The organism is Oceanimonas smirnovii ATCC BAA-899, assembly GCF_000381965.1.
Classification (GTDB): Bacteria; Pseudomonadota; Gammaproteobacteria; order Enterobacterales; family Aeromonadaceae; genus Oceanimonas; species Oceanimonas smirnovii.
Window position 1 is genome coordinate 475,198 of sequence record NZ_KB908454.1, and the last position, 21,076, is coordinate 496,273.

17 protein-coding genes are annotated in these 21,076 nt (G+C 55.4%); 10 read left to right on the forward strand and 7 right to left on the reverse strand.

Annotated elements, in window-relative coordinates:
- Window positions 1-4 precede the first annotated feature (4 nt).
- The 8 genes from flgE to flgL all read left to right on the forward strand — a co-directional run bounded on the left by flgE (window position 5) and on the right by flgL (window position 8,974).
- Window positions 5-1,273, forward strand: a complete 1,269-nt coding sequence (gene flgE / locus G364_RS0102240; RefSeq protein WP_019933522.1) for a flagellar hook protein FlgE — start codon at window positions 5-7, stop codon at window positions 1,271-1,273.
- 159 nt (window positions 1,274-1,432) lie between these two features.
- Window positions 1,433-2,179: a flagellar basal-body rod protein FlgF gene (gene flgF, locus G364_RS0102245; protein ID WP_019933523.1), complete on the forward strand. Its 747-nt coding sequence runs from the start codon at window positions 1,433-1,435 to the stop codon at window positions 2,177-2,179.
- A gap of 11 nt (window positions 2,180-2,190) precedes the next feature.
- The gene (flgG, locus tag G364_RS0102250; RefSeq protein ID WP_019933524.1) at window positions 2,191-2,979 is read left to right on the forward strand and encodes a flagellar basal-body rod protein FlgG; all 789 of its coding nucleotides are present in this window, start codon (window positions 2,191-2,193) and stop codon (window positions 2,977-2,979) included.
- Window positions 2,980-2,992: 13 nt separating this feature from the next.
- The gene (gene flgH, locus G364_RS0102255) at window positions 2,993-3,667 is read left to right on the forward strand and encodes a flagellar basal body L-ring protein FlgH (protein ID WP_019933525.1); all 675 of its coding nucleotides are present in this window, start codon (window positions 2,993-2,995) and stop codon (window positions 3,665-3,667) included.
- Between the two features lie 13 nt (window positions 3,668-3,680).
- On the forward strand, window positions 3,681-4,775 hold the full coding sequence (locus G364_RS0102260; RefSeq protein ID WP_019933526.1) for a flagellar basal body P-ring protein FlgI: 1,095 nt from the start codon (window positions 3,681-3,683) through the stop codon (window positions 4,773-4,775).
- A gap of 20 nt (window positions 4,776-4,795) precedes the next feature.
- Window positions 4,796-5,761 (forward strand): flagellar assembly peptidoglycan hydrolase FlgJ, encoded by a 966-nt coding sequence (flgJ, locus tag G364_RS0102265; protein ID WP_019933527.1) that lies wholly within the window; start codon window positions 4,796-4,798, stop codon window positions 5,759-5,761.
- Window positions 5,762-5,770: 9 nt separating this feature from the next.
- Window positions 5,771-7,711, forward strand: a complete 1,941-nt coding sequence (flgK, locus tag G364_RS0102270; RefSeq protein WP_019933528.1) for a flagellar hook-associated protein FlgK — start codon at window positions 5,771-5,773, stop codon at window positions 7,709-7,711.
- A gap of 9 nt (window positions 7,712-7,720) precedes the next feature.
- Complete coding sequence (gene flgL, locus G364_RS0102275; RefSeq protein ID WP_019933529.1) at window positions 7,721-8,974, forward strand: flagellar hook-associated protein FlgL; 1,254 nt, start codon at window positions 7,721-7,723, stop codon at window positions 8,972-8,974.
- 225 nt (window positions 8,975-9,199) lie between these two features.
- Here flgL and G364_RS0102280 read toward each other — a convergent pair whose 3' ends face one another.
- Window positions 9,200-11,461 (reverse strand): arginine/lysine/ornithine decarboxylase, encoded by a 2,262-nt coding sequence (locus tag G364_RS0102280; RefSeq protein WP_026344623.1) that lies wholly within the window; start codon window positions 11,459-11,461, stop codon window positions 9,200-9,202.
- 199 nt (window positions 11,462-11,660) lie between these two features.
- Here G364_RS0102280 and G364_RS0102285 point away from each other — a divergent pair, with 199 nt between their 5' ends.
- Window positions 11,661-12,260 carry a transglycosylase SLT domain-containing protein gene (locus tag G364_RS0102285; RefSeq protein ID WP_019933531.1) on the forward strand — a complete coding sequence of 200 codons (600 nt, stop codon included), beginning with the start codon at window positions 11,661-11,663 and terminating at the stop codon, window positions 12,258-12,260.
- A 248-nt stretch (window positions 12,261-12,508) separates the two neighbouring features.
- Here G364_RS0102285 and G364_RS0102290 read toward each other — a convergent pair whose 3' ends face one another.
- From G364_RS0102290 to cysK, 6 genes are all read right to left on the reverse strand, one after another.
- Entirely contained in the window at window positions 12,509-13,858 is a 1,350-nt protein-coding gene (locus G364_RS0102290) for a D-serine ammonia-lyase (protein ID WP_040614370.1), read from the reverse strand.
- A 98-nt stretch (window positions 13,859-13,956) separates the two neighbouring features.
- A complete protein-coding gene (locus G364_RS0102295) occupies window positions 13,957-15,291 on the reverse strand; it encodes an alanine/glycine:cation symporter family protein (RefSeq protein ID WP_019933533.1) in 1,335 nt (444 codons plus the stop codon).
- An 82-nt stretch (window positions 15,292-15,373) separates the two neighbouring features.
- The gene (locus G364_RS0102300; protein ID WP_019933534.1) at window positions 15,374-17,335 is read right to left on the reverse strand and encodes a tRNA(Met) cytidine acetyltransferase TmcA; all 1,962 of its coding nucleotides are present in this window, start codon (window positions 17,333-17,335) and stop codon (window positions 15,374-15,376) included.
- On the reverse strand, window positions 17,328-17,606 hold the full coding sequence (locus tag G364_RS0102305; RefSeq protein ID WP_019933535.1) for an HlyU family transcriptional regulator: 279 nt from the start codon (window positions 17,604-17,606) through the stop codon (window positions 17,328-17,330). The genes G364_RS0102300 and G364_RS0102305 overlap by 8 nt, the downstream gene beginning before the upstream one ends.
- 3 nt (window positions 17,607-17,609) lie before the next feature.
- Window positions 17,610-18,119, reverse strand: coding sequence for a PTS glucose transporter subunit IIA (gene crr / locus G364_RS0102310; RefSeq protein ID WP_019933536.1), 510 nt, complete (start codon window positions 18,117-18,119; stop codon window positions 17,610-17,612).
- Window positions 18,120-18,226: 107 nt separating this feature from the next.
- On the reverse strand, window positions 18,227-19,195 hold the full coding sequence (gene cysK, locus G364_RS0102315; RefSeq protein ID WP_019933537.1) for a cysteine synthase A: 969 nt from the start codon (window positions 19,193-19,195) through the stop codon (window positions 18,227-18,229).
- Window positions 19,196-19,464: 269 nt separating this feature from the next.
- Here cysK and G364_RS0102320 point away from each other — a divergent pair, with 269 nt between their 5' ends.
- Window positions 19,465-20,967 (forward strand): L,D-transpeptidase family protein, encoded by a 1,503-nt coding sequence (locus G364_RS0102320; RefSeq protein WP_019933538.1) that lies wholly within the window; start codon window positions 19,465-19,467, stop codon window positions 20,965-20,967.
- The last annotated feature ends 109 nt before the right edge of the window (window positions 20,968-21,076 follow it).

The following is a 21,076-nucleotide window of genomic DNA, read 5'->3' on the forward strand; positions in this document are numbered from 1 at the left end:
ACTTATGTCTTTTAATATTGCACTCAGCGGCGTTAATGCGGCTCAGAAAGATCTGGACGTGACTGCCAATAACATTGCCAACGTCAATACCATTGGCTTTAAAGAATCTCGTGCCGAATTTGCCGATGTGTATGCCAACTCCATTTTTGCCAATGCTAAAACCCAGTCTGGCAGCGGCGTACAGACCGCTGCAGTTGCACAGCAGTTTCACCAGGGGGCATTACAGTTCACCAATAACTCCCTGGATATGGCCATTAACGGTAGCGGCTTTTTTGTTATGTCCAATGAAATAGGTTCCCTGGATCGCACCTTTACCCGTGCCGGTGCCTTTAAACTGAATGATGAAGGCTTTGTAGTGAATGCTCAGGGGCATTATCTGCAGACCTACACGGCTAATAAGGATGGCTCACCTGCAGGATTAGGTATAAACAGTACTAAGCCTCTGCGTATTCCGGATAAAGCAGGTGAGCCTAAAATGACTGAAAACGTTTCTACTGGTGTCAATCTTCCGGCAAAAGCTGATGCCATGGATCCTGCAGGCTTCGATCCGGAAAACTCCGCTACCTACACATCATCTACCTCCATGACCATTTATGATTCGCTGGGGGATACTCATACGTTGACGCAGTATTTTGTAAAGACAGGGCCTAATCCAGATGCCACTCCTCCTGTTACAGATAATACATGGGAGATGCATATTTATGTCGATGGCAGCGATGTCGGTAGCGGTGCTCAGCAACTGACATTTGATAATAGTGGTCAGCTGACTGCACCGGACCCAGCGGAATTTACAACGGGTGCACTGGGGTTCACCAATGGTTCTGATCCCGCTCAGACTATCGAATTGTCTCTAAGCTCCGCTTCGCTGAACTCCGGTCCTTTTGAAGTAACTGCGAATGATCAGGATGGTAACACCGTAGGCCGGTTGACCAAGGTGGACGTAGGCCCGGACGGCCTGGTGCGGGCGACCTATAGTAACGGCAGCACCGAAAACTTAGGAATCGTGGCCATGGCGCGCTTCCCGAATGATCAGGGCCTGACCCAGATTGGTGATACGCAGTGGCGGGAATCCCTGTTGTCTGGTGAAGCTGTGACTGGTCAGCCCAATACCGGTATTTTTGGCAAGGTCAGCGTGGCTTCACTGGAGCAGTCTAATACCAACCTGACTACTGAACTGGTAGATCTGATTACCGCTCAGCGCAACTTCCAGGCCAACTCCCGGGCGCTGGAAATTAACAGCACTCTGCAGCAGACCATACTGCAAATCCGTTAATACAAGCCGGAAGCTAGAAGCTTGAAGAAAAGCCCGGGATCGAAAACCCGGGTTTTTTATGTTTTTACTTCAAGCTGATAGCTTCTTACTTCTAGCTATAGTGGCATTTTTTTTGCATGTATTTTATACATTACTCAGTCGGCCAACCACGGAGCTGAAATGGATCACCTGCTGTATATCGCCATGTCGGGTGCCAAAGAGAACATGCACAGCGTCTCTTTGCGCGCCAATAACCTGGCCAACGCCAATACCACCGGCTTTCGTGCCGATCTGGAGCAGGCCCGGGCCATGCAGGCCTTTGGCGAGGGGCTGCCCAGCCGGGTATTTGCCATGACGGAAAGCCCGGGGCAAAACTTTGCCGCCGGCCCCATTCAAACCACGGGGCGGGAGCTTGACGTGGCCGTGGCCGGTGACGGTTGGCTGGCGGTAGAAGCCGCAGACGGCACCGAAGCCTACACTCGCTTTGGTAACCTGCAGGTCTCGGTAGAAGGCCTGTTGCAAACCAGCACCGGCCTTAATGTGCTGGATGACGGCGGCAATCCCATCGTATTGCCGTTGCCGCTGGAAAAAATGGAAATCAATAAAGACGGTACCATCTTTGCGCGGCTGGAAGGTGAAGCCCCCAACGGCGGTGCCGAGCTGCAGCGCATAAAAACCGTGCTGCCCGCCAATGATGAAATAGAAAAAGGCAATGACGGCCTGTTTCGCCGCAAAGACGGTGAAGCCGAGCCTGCCTCGGCCCAGGTGCAGCTGATTGCCGGCGCGCTGGAAGGCAGCAACGTCAACCCTATTGCCGAAATGACCCATATGATCGATTTGCAACGGCGCTTTGAGACTCAGCTAAAAATGATGAGTCACGCCGAAGAGAACGACAAAGCCCACGCCCAGCTGCTGCGTATTGGTTAAAGGAGAGCAGAATGAACCCCGCCTTGTGGATTAGCAAAACCGGGCTTGATGCCCAGCAGACCAATATCTCGGTGACCTCCAACAACCTGGCCAACGCCAGTACCGTTGGGTTTAAAAAGGGCCGGGCCATCTTTGAAGATCTGCTCTATCAGAATGTGCATCAGCCCGGCGGTCGCGCCACCGCCGACAGCAACCTGCCTTCGGGCCTGATGGTAGGGGCGGGCAGCAAGGTGGTTGCCACGCAAAAAACCTTTACTCAAGGGAGCGTTCAGACCACAGATAATGCCCTGGATGTGATGATCGACGGCCGCGGCTTTTTTGAAGTGTTGCTGCCCGACGGCACCACAGGATACACCCGCAACGGTCAGTTTGCCCTGAACGATGAAGGCATTATCGTGACACCCGGTAATGGCTATCCGCTGCTGCCGGAAATGCAGATCCCGGAAAATGCCCAGAGCATCAGTGTGGGCACCAACGGTGAAGTCTCGGTACAGCTGGCGGGTCAGGCCGAGGGACAAGTCATCGGTCAGATTATTGTCACCGATTTTGCCAACCCCGCCGGTCTGCAGCCCAAGGGGGAAAACCTCTATCTGGAAACCCAGTCCAGCGGTGCGCCGCTGCAGGGCATTGCCGGGGCTGACGGATTTGGCACCCTTAAGCAGGGCATGCTGGAAACCTCCAACGTGAACGTGACCGAAGAGCTGGTCAACCTGATCCAGGCTCAGCGGGTGTATGAAATGAACTCCAAGGTTATTTCTGCCGTGGACGACATGCTGGCCTACGTTAACCAGCAGCTGTAATGCGAGGTGGGTGATGAAGCTTGTTCTGATATTAACTGCCGGCCTGCTGCTGAGTGCCTGTACTTCGACGCCCTATACTCCCAAGCCCGATGATCCGGCCTACGCGCCGGTGATGCCCGGGCCTGGCCATGAGCAGTTGGAGCCCAACGGTGCCATTTTTCAGGACAACTATGCCAACAGCCTTTATTCCGACATAAAAGCTCACCGGATCGGGGATATCATCACGGTTGATCTGTCCGAATCGACCCGTGCCCAGAAGCGGGCCACGACTCAGCAGGCCAAAGACAGTGGTCTTAATATCAATCCGCTCAACATTGGTGGCCAGCCGATTAATATTGGCGGCTATCCGGTGACTGCCAGCATGTCGAGCAGTAATGAATTCGACGGCCAGGCCAATACCAATCAGAGTAACAGCCTGCAGGGCAGCATTACCGTGAGCGTGGCGCAGGTACTGCCCAACGGTAACCTGATGGTGCAGGGTGAAAAATGGCTGATGCTCAATACCGGTGAAGAATATGTGCGCATCAGCGGCATGATACGGCCGCAGGACATCAGCTCCGACAACAGAGTGGAATCCACCCGCGTGGCCAATGCCCGCATTTATTATGGCGGTACCGGCGACTTTGCCAACACCCAAAACCGCGGCTGGCTGGCCAAATTCTTTAACAGCCCCTGGTTTCCGTTTTAATGAGGCTTAATGCATGAAAGGGCTTACCGCAATTTTACTGGGCATGGCACTGCTGGCATTACCGGCACAGGCTGCCCGTATCAAGGACATCAGCTCGGTGGCCGGCGTACGGGCCAACCAGTTGGTGGGCTATGGTCTGGTGGTAGGTCTGCCTGGCACGGGCGAGCGCAACAACGCCTTTGCCCAGCAAACCTTTCGCACCATGCTCACCAACTTCGGCATTACCGTGCCGGATAATATGCGGCCTAAAATGAATGATGTGGCACCAGTGGCGGTGCATGCAGAGCTGCCACCTTTTGCCAAGCCCGGGCAGACCATAGATGTCACCGTCTCGGCCATTGGTGAAGCCAAAAGCCTGCGCGGCGGCAGCCTGCTGCAGACCTTTCTGAAAGGGGTGGACGGCCGGGTCTATGCCCTGGCCCAGGGCAGCCTGGTGGTGGGCGGTCTGGGTGCCGAAGGGGCCGACGGCTCTTCCATTATGATCAACACGCCCACGGTAGGCCGCATTCCCGCCGGCGGCATGGTGGAGCGGGAAGTGCCCAGCTCCTTTGCCCGTGGCGACACCATCACCTTTAATCTGCACAGATCCGACTTTACCACCGCCAAACGCATGGCGCAGGTGATCAACGATCTGGTGGGCCCGGCCACGGCTCAGGCGCTGGATGCCACTTCCGTGACCGTTTATGCGCCTCGCGATCCCGGTCAGCGCGTCAGTTTTTTGTCAACGCTGGAAAACCTGACGGTGGATGTGGCCGATGAAGCCGCCAAAATTATTGTGAACTCCCGTACCGGTACTGTGGTGATTGGTCAGCAGGTGCAGCTGAAACCGGCGGCCATTACGCACGGCGGCCTGATCATCACCATCAATGAAAACCCGCAGGTATCCCAGCCCAATGCGCTGGCCGGCGGTGATACGGTAGTGGTGCCCAACTCCGGCATTAATGTGGAGCAGCAGGACGGCCGTATGTTCAAGCTGGACACCGGTACCACCCTGGACGATCTGGTGCAGGCAGTGAATCAGGTAGGGGTGGCTCCGGGCGATCTGGTGGCCATTCTCGAAGCTCTGCGGCAGGCCGGGGCCATTCAGGGTGAACTGGTGATTATCTGACGGCATTAACCGGAGGCAGCATGAAAAACCTCGACACAGTGCAAAACAGCCTGCTGGCCAATGACATTCAGGGCCTGGACCGGCTGCGTCAGCAGGGCTTTGAGCAGGACAGAGGCAAGGCGCTGGATGAAGCTGCCCGCCAGTTTGAAAGCCTGTTTACCCAGCAGTTGTTCAAGTCGATGCGCGATGCCAACAAGGTATTTGAATCAGACAGCCCCATGAACAGCCGTTATACCCAGTTCTATCAGGATATGCACGATCAGCAGATGAGCAGTGAGCTCAGCCGGCAGGGCAGTCTGGGGCTGGCCGATCTGATAGTGCGCCAGCTGGGGGGCGGTGAAGACGCCAGTGCGGCCACCGAAGCCCGCCATTTCAGCCTGGATAATGTGCGCCGTATTAATGGCAAGGTAGTGCGGCCGCCGGACGCTGAGCAGACAGACAACGCCAGACCGCCGCTGAAAGCGGCAAAAAATGCTCCCGAGGATGCCGTTACCCTGACGGCAGGTCAAAAATTTGACTCACCGGAAGAGTTTGTGCGTCGCCTGTTACCCGCCGCCACTGCCGCCGGTGAGCGGCTGGGGCTGGATCCCAAAGCCATGCTGGCGCAGGCGGCGCTGGAAACCGGTTGGGGCAAAAAGATCATCGGCAGAAAAAATGGCGAGTCCAGCCATAATCTTTTTGGCATCAAGGCCGATAAAAGCTGGAAAGAGCAAAAAACCTGGGTCAGCACGCTGGAATATGAGCAGGGCGTGGCCGTTAAGGTACAGGCACCGTTCAGATCCTATGCCTCATTCAATGACAGCTTTAACGATTATGTGCAGTTTCTGAATGACAACCCCCGCTACGGCCAGGCACTGGAGCAAACCGGCTCACCGCGGCAATATTTCAAGGCCCTGCAGCAGGCGGGCTATGCGACCGATCCTAACTATGCCAGCAAGCTGAGTGCGGTGCTCGACACCGTGAACCGGCTGGCATCACAAGCATAAGGACACATCATGGCTGTTGATATGTATCAAACCGGAGTAAGCGGCCTGCTGGCGGCACAGGCCCAGCTGGCCACTACCGGTCATAACATTGCCAACGTCAATACCGAAGGCTACAACCGGCAGCGGGCCGAACAGGCCACCACAATGCACATGTTTTCCGGTGGCAACTTTTACGGTACCGGCACCCGGGTAACCGACGTAACCCGCATGTATCAGGAATATGCCTTTCGTGATGTGCTGGTCAACAATACCGAAAAAGCCGGTGCCGAAGCCCTGTATAATCACCTTACCTATCTCGACAAAACCATGACCAGTGTGAACGCCGGTCTGGCCAGCAGTCTGGATGATCTCTACGGCGCCATTAACGCGGTAGCCGATAACCCGGGCAACCTGGGCAACCGTGAGCTGATGCTGGCCAACGCCCAGGACATAGTCGATCACTTCAACGAGTTTTACAGCTCGCTGGAGCAGGAAAAAATGATCAAAAACCGGGATATCGAATCCCGGGCCGATCATATCAGCTCCCTGACCGCCGGTATCGCCGAACTGAACCAGCAGATTATGAACGCCGGCCAGAACGGGACTCCCAATGATCTGCTGGATCAGCGCGATCGGTTGCTGCAGGATCTGGGTAAACAGGTGCAGATCACCACACTGAAAGACAGCAACGGCATGATCTCCGTGATGCTGAACGGCCGGGAACCGCTGGTGTCCGGTAATCAGGCCTATCGAATGGAAGTGCGTGCCGGCTCACCGGATCATCAGCAAACCGAGCTGTATCTGGTTTCCCCCAACAGCAATGGTCAGGCCACCCGCATCAAGGGCAGCCAGGCCCTGGGCGGCGAAATGGGAGCACTGTTTCACTACCGGGATCAGGTGCTTGGGCCCAACCTCAGCGACATGGGCAAAACCGCCATCGCCATTGCCGATGCCTTTAATAAAATTCAGACACAGGGCGTGGATCTGAACGGCGATCCCGGCAAAAACATGTTTAACAACATCAATGACCCGGAAGCCATGGCCAAGCGCTTTGTGGGTAATAATCCCAATGTGACCGGCGAGGTGGAGATTACCGATACCGGCAAGCTGACCGGCGGGGAATACAGTCTTAAATACACGTCGACGGGTGGCTATGAACTGACCGATATTACCACCGGCAAAAAAGAAAGTTACGCAGACATAACCGATTTGAATACGGGCCTTGAACAACTTGGCTTTCAGCTTACTCTCAATGAAAATCCGGCCAACTCCCTGGCTCCGGGCGATGAAATGCTGATCCAGCCTACCCGGCAGGGGGCCATTGATCTGGAGCTGCAGCTGAATACCGGTGATCAAATTGCTGCTTCCGGCTCTGTCGTCGTCAGCCCGAATGGAGATAATACGGGAACCGCAAAACTCGAACTGACTGCAGATAATCAGGCCCATTTGCCACAAAAAGACAGCCCCTGGACGGTAAGTTTTGATGGCAGCGGTAATTATACTGTTGATTATGTGGATTCATTGGGAGCTAGCCAAAGCGTGACAGCGGTGTTTGATCCAAACAATCCTGAAATCACAGTAGAAGGTGTGACCATCAAGGTAAGTGGCACGCCGGCAGAGTTTGATCAATTTGAAATCCGTCAGGCCGGTGGCTCTGGTAATAACGAAAACGCCCTGGCCTTTGCCGAACTGCAGAACAAAAAATGGCTCAATAACGGCAAGTCTACCGTGACCGACAGTCTGAACCAGACTGCCGTGGGCATTGGCAGCCTGACCCGAAATCAGGGCGTTAAAGCCGAGGCGGCAGGGGCGGCCTATCAGCAGTCTTACGATCGCATGTTGTCCACCTCCGGAGTGAACCTGGACGAAGAAGCCGCCAATCTGCTGCGTTTTCAGCAGTCTTATATGGCGGCAGCCCGGGTGGTGTCCACCGCCAGTGAAACCATGAATACCCTGTTGCAGATCCGCTAAGGAGTCATAATGCGTGTTGCCAGTTTTCAGTTTATTCAGCGTAACCTGAATAACATCAGTGCCAGAACGTCTCAGGCCAACGATCAGCTGGGCAAAATGTCTTCCGGCAAGCGGGTAGAACATGCCAGCGAAGACCCGGTGGCGGCCAACGGCATCCTTAACTACAAGCAGGAGCTGCGCAAGCTGGAGCAATACCAGAACAACATCAATCTGGCAGAAAACCGGCTGCGACGGGAAGAATGGGCCTTAAGCTCTGCCGAAACCACCACTCAGCAGGTAAAGGAAATTATGCTGGGGGCCAACAACCCGGCCATTACTCAGCAGGAACGGGACGCCTATAAAGAAGAGCTGCAAAGCCGCATCGATGAAATGCTGGATCTGGCCAATACCCGTGATGAATTCGGCCAGTATATCTTTGGTGGCTTTCAGACCGACAGCTCCCCTTTTGTGCGTAACCCCGATGGCTCTGTGAGCTATGCCGGAGACGGCGGCCAGCGCGACATGATGGTGGGTGATAACGTAAAAGTAGGCATTAACCACAGCGGGGAACTGGTATTTGGCGGCGTGCCAAACCCGGCAGGTGACTTTACCGTGGCTTATGACCTTCAAGGTGACTCCCGCGACGATAACCTGAGGGTGGAAAGCGCAGTTATTGATGATAAAGGCAGTTTTACCGATGCTCATCCATACACAGTGAAGTTTGAGGCTCATCCTACCGATCCAGACAGCATTACGGTGATTGTGATTGATGACGCCGGCAATACGGTACCGGCCGATCCGGTGGCTAATCCCAAAACGTATATCCCGGGCGACAAAATCACCATAGACGGCGTAGATATCACCATTAAGGGTGAAGCCAAAGCCGGAGATAAGATTACCTTATCCTCTGAGGTCAGCGATGGATCCGGTCAGGACACCCGCGATGTGTTTGACGTGCTGAACCGGGCTAAGGAATGGCTGGAAACTGACGGCCATAACCCCTCTGGCCAGAGTGAAATGATTGACATTCTGGGGGAGCTGGATGCCATGGGCAGTCACTTTACTCGGGTTCGTGCCGATACCGGTAACCGCATGCAGCGCATCGAAAACCAGCAGGTGACCCATGAAGACATGAGCCTGACCCTGAACAAGCTGCGCGGCGGCATGGAAGATCTCGACTATGCCAAAGCCACCGGCGAGTTCAGCCAGACCATGGTGGCCCTGCAGGCCACTCAAACCATGTTCGGCAAGGTGCAGAGCATGAGTCTGTTTAATTACATTTAATTAATGTGAATTTTAGTAAAACACGTGGTCATTCCGGCCTTTGAGCCGGCATCCATTCTGAAGGCAACAATGCATTCAGCTGGTGACTGTGCTCCATGCCATGGACTCCGGTCAGTCATGCTGAGCTTGATTCAGTACCGGAGTGACAGTGTTTGTAGGCCGCGTTTAATTGCGGCCTGCAATACTTACAGCTGATAGCTTATGGCTTACAGCTCCCGAAGGGGGTTACTCGATCACACAATCCACAAAATACTGCGTCTCGCCCTGGTGCTCTTCTGCCACCAGACCGTGAATATAGGTTTCAAAGCCCGGGAAACGCTGGTTAAACTCACGGGCAAAGCGCAGATAGCTGATAATGGTGTCGTTAAACACTTCACCGGGAATAAGCAGCGGAATGCCGGGCGGGTAGGGGGCCACCATGACCGCCGTGGTGCGACCGGCCAGCTCGTCCAGGGGCACCCGTTCAATGTCTTTGTGGGCCATTTTGGCAAAAGCCTCTGCCGGTTTCATCGCTGGCACCAGATCCGACAGATACATCTCAGTGGTCAGCCGGGCCACGTCGTTTTCTTTATACACAGCGTGAATTTGATCGCACAAGTCGCGCAGGCCCACCCGCTCATAGCTGGGCTGACTCTGCACAAATTGCGGCAAAATCTTCCACAGCGGCACGTTCTTGTCGTAATCGTCCTTGAATTGCTGTAACTCGGTCACCATGGTATTCCAGCGGCCCTTAGTAATGCCGATGGTGAACATAATAAAGAAAGAGTAAAGCCCGGTTTTCTCGATGACGATGCCGTGCTCGGCTAGATATTTGGTCACCACCACGGCAGGAATGCCCGACTCGGCAAACTGGCCCTTCATGTTAAGGCCGGGAGTAAGGATGGTGGCCTTGATGGGATCCAGCAGGTTAAAGCCGGGCTCAATATCGCCAAAGCCGTGCCAGCTGTCTTCCGAGCGCAGCATCCAGGCGTCCCGCTCATCCAGACCATGGTCGGTCAGATCATCCGGCCCCCATACCTTGAACCACCAGTCGATGCCATATTCGTCGTCCACCTTGCGCATGGCCCGGCGAAACTCCAGCGCTTCCGATAACGACTCTTCCACCAGCGCGGTGCCGCCCGGCTCTTCCATCATGGCGGCAGCCACATCACAGGACGCAATAATGGCGTACTGCGGGCTGGTGGAGGTGTGCATCAGGTAGGCCTCGTTAAACACATGGCGATCGAGCCGGGTTTTTTCGCCGTCCTGAATAAGAATTTGTGACGCCTGAGACAGGCCCGCCAGCAGCTTGTGGGTGGACTGAGTGGCGAACACCATGGAGTCTTCACAGCGGGGCCGGCCTTCGCCAATGGCGTGATAATCGCCGTAAAAGTCGTGAAAGGCAGCGTGAGGCAGCCAGGCTTCATCAAAGTGCAGGGTTTCTATTTCGCCGTCGAGCAGATCTTTTATCTCCTCCACGTTATAGAGAATGCCGTCGTAGGTGGACTGGGTAATGGTCAGCACCCGCGGCTTGACGTTCGGGTTCTTTGCCAGAATTTCCCGGCAGAAGGGGTTGGCTTCCATCTTCTCACGAATACGGGCAGGCTCGAACTCACTACGGGGAATGGGGCCGATAATGCCGTAATGGTTGCGGGTGGGCATCAGAAACACTGGCACGGCACCTGTCATCATAATGGCGTGCAGAATCGACTTGTGACAGTTGCGGTCTACCACCACGATATCACCCGGGGCCACCGTGGAGTTCCATACGATTTTGTTGGAAGTAGAGGTGCCATTGGTCACGAAAAACAGGTGATCGGCGTTGAAAATGCGGGCTGCGTTACGCTCCGAGGCCGCCACCGGGCCGGTATGATCCAGCAGTTGGCCCAGTTCGTCTACCGAGTTACACACATCGGCACGCAGCATGTTTTCACCAAAAAACTGATGAAACATCTGGCCTACCGGCGACTTCAGAAAGGCCACACCGCCGGAGTGCCCCGGACAGTGCCAGGAATAGGAGCCGTCCTGAGCATAGTGGGTGAGGGCACGGAAAAACGGCGGTGCCAGCGAGTCGAGGTAGCTTTTGGCTTCACGAATAATATGCCGGGCCACAAAGTCGGGGGTGTCTTCGTGCATGTGAATAAAACCGTGCAGCTCCCGCAGAATGGCGTTGGGAATATGGCGTGCGGTGCGGGTTTCACCGTAAAGGTAAATGGGAATATCCGGATTGCGGTGGCGGATCTGCTCCACAAAGCGGCGCAACTGCTCCAGTACCGAATACGCTTCCTCCCGGCTGCCGGCCAGCTCTTCATCGTCGATGGACAGCACAAACCCCGCAGCCCGGCTCTGCTGCTGGGCAAAGGAGGTCAGATCGCCGTAGCTGGTATAGCCCACCACGTCCATGCCGGCTTTTTCAATGGCTGAAGCCAGCTCACGAATGCCGGAGCCGCTGGTGTTTTCGGAGCGAAAATCTTCGTCAATGATGACGATGGGAAAGTAAAAGCGCATTAAAAGTCCCTTGTTGCTTTGAGCAAATGCCACAATCATAGCCTAGCCGCATTCTACTGCCTGACCGAAAGCCTTACAAAAGATAGTTATGCATTAAGAGTGATTAAATAATATTGAGTGAAGGGTGATGAGCAAGAGGTGTGGAAAAGAGACGGCGTCGCAGGCACTATTTGAAGCTGGCTTTATACAGGACACCTTCATGCCCGGAATTCGTCAACTTGCCGGCCTTGGGCTGGCGGCCATGTTACTGGCCGGCTGTGCCACAGCTCCCCCCAGACACCCTGAGAATATATGCCGTATTTTCGAGCAATATCCCGGCTGGCATGATGCCGCCGAAAACACGCGTGAAAAGTGGGGTGTACCTGCTCATGTAACCATGGCCATGATGTATCAGGAAAGCAGCTTTCGCCACGATGCCCGCCCGCCCATACGCTGGTTTCTGTTTATTCCTTACGGACGGGCATCCAGTGCTTATGGCTACGCTCAGGCCAAGGATGAAACCTGGGCCGACTACCGGCGGGAAACCGGCAACGGCTGGGCCGACCGGGACGACTTTGACGATGCCATGGACTTTATGGGCTGGTATATGAGCAAAACCAGCCGGCTGAACGGCATTTCAAAGTGGGATGCTTACGGTCAGTATCTTAATTATCACGAAGGCTGGACCGGCTACCGCCGTGGCAGCCATCTGAAAAAGCGCTGGCTGCTGGGCGTGTCCCGCAAGGTAGAAGCCCGCGCCAAGCGATATTCCGAGCAGTATTGGAGCTGTAAGGATGACCTTAACAGCGGCTGGTTTTAACGAGACCCCTTCGGGGAGCGGTAAGCGGTAAGCGATCAGCTTTAAGTGGAGTAGCTGGTGGTTTTTGAGGTGTGCCTGTTTGGTACAAGCTGTTTGCTTGATGGGCTCCGGCCTGCGCCGGAGCGACGGTGAAGATATCGTCATTCTGGCGAAGGCCAGAATCCATTGTACAAACCACACAGAAACTTCAGGCACCACCTCGTATCGGAAGGCCCTAACAGAACAACTTATAGCTGATAGCTGATAGCTTACGGCTTTGTGTTCAGGTATTTGTCCATTTCTTCCGCGGGTACCATGCCGCCGCCGGTGGCCCAGACCAGATGATGGGCGCGGGCCAGGCGGGCTGCAGTCAGGTTCATGCGGGTTTTATAGCCGGAGTCGTCGCTTTTTACCCGCCAGGGGCCGGGCATGCCGGCCAGAGCCGAGGGCTCAAGGCGAATGCCTTCTTGCTGTTCCAGTAACCTGAGCAGGCTGAACATCTCTTCATCCGGCAGCGTATAAAAACCATCCAGCAGCGGGGCCATGACCCGGCCCACAAAGCCGGATGCCCGGCCCACCGCCAGCCCATCGGCGGCGGTAATATTATCAATGCCCAGGTCCTGCACCGAAATGGCGTCGTGCAAACCGGTATAGACTCCCAGCAGCATGCAGGGCGAGTGGGTAGGCTCGGCAAATACACAGTGCACCGCATCACCAAAGGCCAGTTTCAGGCCAAAGGCCACGCCGCCCGGACCCCCGCCCACACCACAGGGTAAATACACAAACAGCGGGTGTTCTTTATCCACTTTAATGTGTTGCCGCTCCAGCTGGGCTTTCAACCGTATGCCAGCTACCGCATAACCCAGAAACAGCTGTACCGAGTTTTCATCGTCAACAAAATGACAGTAAGGATCGTTTTGTGCCTCGGCTCTGCCCTGAGCCACTGCCACTGAATAGTCACTTTGATATTCCACCACATTCACGCCATGGCTGCGCAGTAATTCCTTCTTCCACTCCCGCGCATCCGCCGACATGTGCACGCTCACCTTAAAGCCCAGTTTTGCACTGATAATGCCTATCGACAGGCCCAGATTGCCGGTGGAGCCCACGGCAATGGAATAACGGCCAAAAAACGCCCGGAATTCGTCACTGTCGAGTCTGGCATAGTTATCGTTCAGGTTTAACAGGCCCGCTTTCAGTGCCAGCTTTTCGGCATGATGCAGCACTTCATAAATGCCGCCCCTGGCCTTGATGGAGCCGGATACCGGCAGCAGATCATCCCGCTTCAGCAGCAGGGTGCCGGCAAGCTCATGGCCCAGACGGGCGTTCATGGCGTGCTGCATGGCGGCAACGGGCTGCAGTGGTGACTCCAGAATGCCATTTAGTGGCCGGGTATCGGCAAATACCGCCTCAAAAAAAGGCGCAAAGCGGCTCAGGCGGGCTGCTGCATCGGCCACATCGTCGGCAGTCAGGCCCACACCGGCGAGAGCCTGATCCAGTGGCTGGCGTTCGGGGTTGAACCAGCTGACCGGCGTCAGTGCCATTAGTGTGTTCAGTAGCGGAAAATCAGCGCACAGAGCCTGAATGTCGCTGTGAGAATAATGGGGATGTGAGTGCATAAAACGAGTCCTGAAAACGAGCTGCGGCCAGTATAGCAAAACAAACGCCGCGATAATCCGCGGCGCTGTCGCTACTGCTTATCCCTAATCCCCGGGTTTTATTTCTGCCGGGCAAAATACTCTTTGGTGAGCCTGAACACTACCGGACTCAGCAGGGCCAGGGCAATCAGGTTGGGAATGGCCATCATGGCGTTCATGGTGTCGGCCATCAGCCAGATAAATTCCAGTGACTGAGTGGCACCAATCGGCAATGCCAGCACCCAGGCAATGCGAAAGGGCACTATGGCTTTCACACCAAACAAAAACTGCACGCATTTTTCGCCGTAGAAACTCCAGCCCAGAATGGTGGTAAAGGCGAAGATCGCGAGCGCCACCGAGACGATATATTCGCCGCCGGGAATGGCCAGCGAAAACGCCAGGGTAGTGAGCGAGGCACCGGCCTCACCGCTGGTCCAGCTGCCGGTTACAATAATGGCAAGGCCGGTTACCGAACACACAATAATGGTATCGATAAAGGTGCCCAGCATGGCAATCAGGCCCTGACGCACCGGGTTGTCGGTTTTGGCAGCCGCATGAGCAATGGGGGCACTGCCCAGACCCGCTTCGTTCGAGAACACCCCACGGGCCACACCAAAGCGAATGGCCGCCCATACTGCCGCACCGGCAAAGCCACCCTGAGCAGCAATGGGAGTAAAGGCGTGCTCAACAATCATGACAAAAGCGGCGGGGATCTCGCCAATGTTCATGATCAAGACCACAATACCGGCCGCAAAGTAGGCGACTGTCATCAGCGGCACCAGCTTGCCGGCCACTTCCGAAATCCAGCGAATGCCGCCAATCAGTACCATGCCCACCAGTACCATCAGCACCACACCTGTCATGGTGTGAGAAATACCAAAAGAGGCATCCAGTGCATCGGCAACCGAGTTGGCCTGCACCGTATTACCAATGCCAAAGCCGGCAATGCCGCCAAAGATGGCAAAGGCCACACCCAGCCAGGCCCATTTCGCACCCAAGCCGTTACGGATGTAATACATGGGGCCACCCACATGGTTGCCCAGTTTATCGGTCTCGCGGTATTTCACCGCACACACCGCCTCGGCATATTTGGTGGCCATGCCTACCAGAGCCGTCATCCACATCCAGAACAGAGCACCCGGGCCACCAAAGAAAATGGCCGTGGCCACACCGGCTATGTTGCCGGTTCCTATGGTGGCTGAGAGTGCCGTCATCAGGGCGTTGAAAGGTGAAATTTCGCCTGCACCCGTTTCGGTTTTGCTGAACAACAGTTTAAAGCCGGTGCCCAGCTTGCGAATGGGCATCAGCCCCATACCCAGTTGCAGATAAAGGCCCAGACCGAGAATACCCACCAGCATGGGCACGCCCCATACCACGCCGTTAATAGAGGTAAGCAGTGAGGTGATCCATTCCATCGGTGTCACTCCTGAAAGTTAATAATGTCATTATTGAATTGATGCCGCCTAAGACTAGACCCATTCAGAACAATAACGCCAGCTAAAAATAACACTGCATAATGTGTCTTAATGCCGTGATCACACTTTTGTGTCCGGAGTAGCCAAACCGGCTGGCCAGTTTGGCGGGTTCGGCACCGGGCTGCAGGGCGGCCTGCAGCAGTTGTTGCTGAAATCCGGTTAATGGCGTCCGGGGAAGGGTATGAGTAACAAAGCGGCGCAGGGCAGGGCAGTCGGCATGCCAGTCTCTGTGATAAAAAGCCAGGTCATGGGCCCGTTGCCCATCCTGTGGCAACACTGTGTCTGTGCTTTTTGGCTGGTGGTCGGCCATAAACTGCTGCTGCCATATTGGCAGCATGGCCCGGGCCTGTGAGCTTGCCGGCCAGAGCATCATGGCTGCCTTCAGGCCGCTGACGCCATCAGTATTCAGCCCCATGCGTACCAGCGAAAACTGATTTTGCTGCCAAAATGCCATCAACTCCGGGCTGGCACCAAAGCTGGTACCCAGAAAATCGCAGCTGGCATGCTGTTTCAGCCAGTCAAGCAGTTGTGAACCAACGCCCATGCCCTGGCAGGCCGGATGTACCACAATGCGCATAATACGGTCATAGCTGAAGCGACAGGCATCATAATGGCCACCATGAAATGCCAGTGACTGCGGCAGCAAGTGCCCGCGCGGGCGGCGCTGGCCACGCCAGATAGCGCTGGCCAGCTGCGGCTCCAGCTCACCTTCCCGTATTACCAACACTGCTGCCACCGGTATTTCACCGCGAAATGCAGCGACTACCGTCACGCCGGGTGCATCCAGCAGCTGGCGCAGATCACCGGGGCGGGTCTGATAATGGGCCAGAGTGAGCAGACCAAACAGCTGCTCCAGCAGCGTGTCATTGTGCAGTAAGGCTTTCCGGCTCAGCGGACGAATGGATAACTCACCTGTGGTGGCCGGAGCTGGTGGCTCCGCATTCAGGGCCATCAGGGTAAACAGCAGCGGCTCCAGCGGATCCGAGACGCTCCAGCGGGCAGGAATATCAAGGTGCAGCTTGCGCCAGCGCGGAAACAAAGCTGCCAGTGCCGGCTGAAATTTAAGCGCAAAGCCAAGGCCGGTGCCTTCATAGCCGTGCTCTGTGCTGGCAAACACACAGGTATATTGCCGTGCCAGGGCCAGCAGCATGGGCACCGGAATGGCGGCCGCTTCATCCACCAGCACCAGATCAGCATCGGGCTTTGTTTGCAGCAGTGCATCCGGTGCTGTAAAGGGCAGGAGCCGGCTGCAATGGGTTTGCGCCTGAGCGGCCGCGCCCGGGCTTGGAGCGGTTAACACCACTTCTTTACCCGCCTGCAACCAGCGTTCAGCAACGCGCCCCAGCAGGCTGGACTTGCCCCGGCCCCGGTCGGCGGTCAGCACCACGGGAATTTGCTGGCGCGCACAGTGCAGCATCACCGCCAGGGCATGGCGCTGTTGCGGGTTCAGACAGCCGTTTCTGTCTGGCCGGCATTGCCAGCGAGCACCCTGACGGAGTGCGGGCAGACTGAACGCCTGCCCCTGACGATGGATTAATACATCGGCATTTGCCTGCAGCAGGCGTACAAAGCGGGCAATAAAATGACTGTAAAGGTGGTCTGCCTGCTCGGGCAGGGCCACATAGCGGCGCAGATCCGGACAGCCAGACTCAGGCCAGTGTTCCAGCGGCGGACACAACAACAGCAAAATACCGCCGGCAGCCAGGGCACCACCAGCTGCGCCAAGGGCATCTGGATGCAGACCGCTGAAGGCATTAAATACCAGCAGAGAATATTCACGGCCAAGGGCGCTGTGATATTTGCCCATGGGACTGTGGGGTTGATCAGCAGGGGCTGCCCCCAGCCAGAGGTGAGAGAGCTCACCGCAGTGAGCAAGCAGGTAATGTGCCTGTGCTTGTGCCCAGTGAACATCGCCGCTCAGCACCAGCAGCCTGCGCTCTCCCAGCCTGTTCAGTTGCCGGCAGAAGCCGGACCAGTCAGTCAAACAGCTGTTCACCGTTCTCGTCTATCAGCCGCTGAGCTTTGGCAACCATCAGCTCGGCAGCCAGCTCGGCACCGGGCAGCAGATCGGCCCTTATCAGCCGGTATTCCCGGGTTTCGCCATTATGCTGCTGCACAATGCGGCCCTGCAGACGATATTGGCCGCCCTCATTACCGGGTTCAGGAATAATGGTAAATCCCTTGTACTCCACCGGCTCAAAGCGAGTGCTGGCGGGTGCGTGTGAACGAAACAGGTTTTTCAGCCAGGCAAACACGGGTTACTTCCACACATGTAAAATAACGTCGTCGGCCACGGTGACAATGCCACTTTTCTTTTCAAGATTTTTGACTTCATCCATATTGGAAATAATGACAGGCGTCAGTGTTGATTTAGCCTTTTGCTCCAGCAGGGCCAAATCAAATTCCAGAATGGTATCCCCTTTTTTCACCTGCTGGCCTTCCTGAGCCACCCGGGTAAATCCTTCGCCTTTCAGCTCTACCGTGTCGATACCAAAGTGTACAAACAGCTCCAGTCCCGACTCCGACTCAATGGAAAAAGCGTGGTTGGTTTCAAAAATTTTGCCAATGGTGCCGTCACAGGGGGCCACCATTTTGTTGCCGCTGGGTTTAATGGCGAGGCCATCACCGACAATTTTCTCGGCAAATACCACATCCGGTACTTCCTCAAGGGGGACAATTTCACCGGAGAGCGGGGCAAATACCTCAATGGCATCGGCAACATTGGTATCGTCAGACACCATTTTTTTCAGTTTATCGAACAGACCCATTGTCTCAGCTCCTGAAGGATTCACACGATGATGATAGCACGGCCATAAAGTGAATAAACAGCGATCAAAAAAGGCACCTTGCGGTGCCTTTGAATGCCGGCAGTTAATTACTGCTGCAGTTCCTGATCAGTAAAAATACCCTGGAACAGGGCCGTGCTCAGATAGCGCTCGCCGGAGCTGGGCAGAATCACCACAATGTTCTTGTCGGCAAACTCGGGCAGGGCGGCAATGCGGTTGGCGGCTACCACGGCAGCACCGGAGCTGATGCCGGCCAGAATGCCTTCGTCTTTCATCAGCCGGCGCGCCATGTCGATGGCTTCTTCACTGGTAATCTGCTCTACCCGATCAATCAGAGACAGGTCCAGGTTACCGGGAATAAAGCCGGCACCAATGCCCTGAATTTTATGCGGGCCCGGTTTAATTTCTTCACCGGCCAGTGCCTGCGTGATAACCGGCGACTCTACCGGCTCTACTGCAACCGTGGTAATGGCCTTGCCCTGAGTGTGCTTGATATAGCGGGACACGCCGGTCAGGGTGCCACCGGTACCCACGCCGGCCACAAACACATCCACTTCGCCGTCTGTATCTTCCCAGATTTCGGGACCGGTGGTTTTTTCATGAATTTCCGGGTTGGCCGGGTTGTTGAACTGCTGCAGCAGCACATATTTCTCAGGCTGTGACTCTTTCAGCTCCATGGCCTTTTCAATGGCACCCTTCATGCCTTTGGCACCGTCAGTAAGCACCAGGTTGGCACCCAGGGCTTTCAGCAGCTGGCGGCGCTCCAGACTCATGGTGTTGGGCATGGTCAGGGTAATGGCATAGCCGCGGGACGCCGCCACAAAGGCCAGAGCAATACCAGTATTACCACTGGTGGGTTCAATCAGCTCTTTTCCGGCCACCAGCTCACCACGTTTTTCAGCATCCCAGATCATGTTGGCACCAATACGGCACTTAATGCTGAAGCTGGGGTTGCGGCTTTCTACCTTGGCCAATACACGGCCCTGGCTGACCCGGTTCAGTTTAACCAGTGGTGTATGGCCAATAGTAAGGGAGTTGTCTTCAAAAATTTTGCTCATGGTGGCTGTCCCTGATGTAAATAATGAAAAAGTGAAGTACCGTCTCAGCTTAACCCTTCCGCCGAGAATGAGAAGTGACGATTTGTTATAACAATATGTTATTAAATGATAAAATCATATTCCATTCAGCCTGAAGAAAGCCAGGGGCACCACCACTGTGATCACCATCACGCCGTTTTTTTAAGTAGTAAGCGGAATTATTTGATTAAATGTCAGTATGCAGAGCGTTTGCCGGTTTTGAGCAATAGCGCCAAAGACGGGATTTATTAATGAAAAAACATCTGATTTTTAGCTGGTTATGCAGTTTATGCATATTCAGTCTGGCGCCACAGGCCGCTACCTGGCAGCAGGAGCACGACGCTCGCCTGCAACTGCATCAGCTGGGGTTGGAGCTGTCTCTTGCGGATGTGCACAGTGGCATTACCGAGCGCTGGCAAAAAGCGGTCACTGCTGACACTGCCTCGGAAGCCGCCGATGATGAGCTCTGGCTGTCCTTGGCTGCCTTTTGGCGCGAATGGGCAGCGCTGGAATTTGAAGACCGGCAATATCTGCGCACGCAAAAACTCATACTTTCCACAAATCAGGGTGAAATGGAGCAGCTGCATCAGGCGGCAGCCAGCCCGGCCGATGCTGGTCGCCGACAGCAGCTGGTTAACCAAATCATGCCGGCGTTTAATGACTATCAGCAGCTCAAGGCGCAGCTTGCCCGCTTGCTGGCCATGGCTGATGAACCCTGGCCGGCCCTGGCGGGAGCAACCTTGCGGCCCGGTGATCAGGGCCCGCGAGTGGCGCAGCTGCGCCAGCGCCTGCAACGGCTGGGCGATATGCCCGACAGTGAGCCGCTGGTATTCGAGTTGTTTGATAATAACCTTGAGCAAGGCATCAAAGCCTTTCAGGCCCGTCATGGCCTGACCACAGACGGCGTAGTGGGACCGCGTACTTACCACTGGCTCGACACCAGCCCGCGTCACCGGGCGCAGCTGCTCATGCGCAGCATGCTGCGCACCCTGATAGGCGACAGTCTGCCCGGCTCTTATATGCTGGTAAATATTCCCGAATACCGGCTGCGGTTATATCAGGATCAGGTCATGGTGCTGGAAAGCGATGTTATTGTAGGTCGTGACAGCCGCAAAACCCCCATTATGCACAGCCGCATTACCAACGTGGTGGTCAATCCGCCCTGGAATGTGCCCAACTCCATTATGACCAAAGACATAGTGCCCAGGCTGTATCGCGATCCGGGTTATATCTCCCGCATGGGCTTTGAGGTGATCGACAGTGCCGGCAGAGTGGTGCCCGATGAAGAGTGGCAATATGTACTCTATATGGAAAATCGTTTTCCGTTTCGCCTGCGGCAAAAGCCCGGTGCCAGCAATGCGCTGGGTGCCTGGAAGTTTCATCTGCCCAATAACGAAGCCATTTATCTGCACGACACACCGTCTCGCGGCTTGTTCTCCCGCGACAGCCGGGCGCTCAGCTCCGGGTGCGTGCGGGTAGAAAATGCCGAGCAGCTGGCGCACTGGCTGCTTGATGCCACCATCTCCCGTGAGCGGCTGGCGCAGCTTAAAGCCGCCAAGCGCACCCGCTGGTTAAAAGTGAAAGAGCCGTTACCGGTATTTATGGTGTATTGGCGCGGCTGGCTGGCCGGTGGCGGGCTGCCTCAGTTTCGCGATGATATTTACCAATTTGATCGCGGCCTGAACAACCCCTTTAACAGTCAGATTCAGCAAAATCAAATGAGTCTTATCGGTTTTGTATCCGAGTCCTTATAACCAATGGTAATTGATCCTTACTATTAATGTGGGTAAGTTCTGTTCGCTGAAGCAAATATGCCGGGCCGGCGGGTGAAGGGGGAAGCACATTCACCCGCCGGCTTTCTTT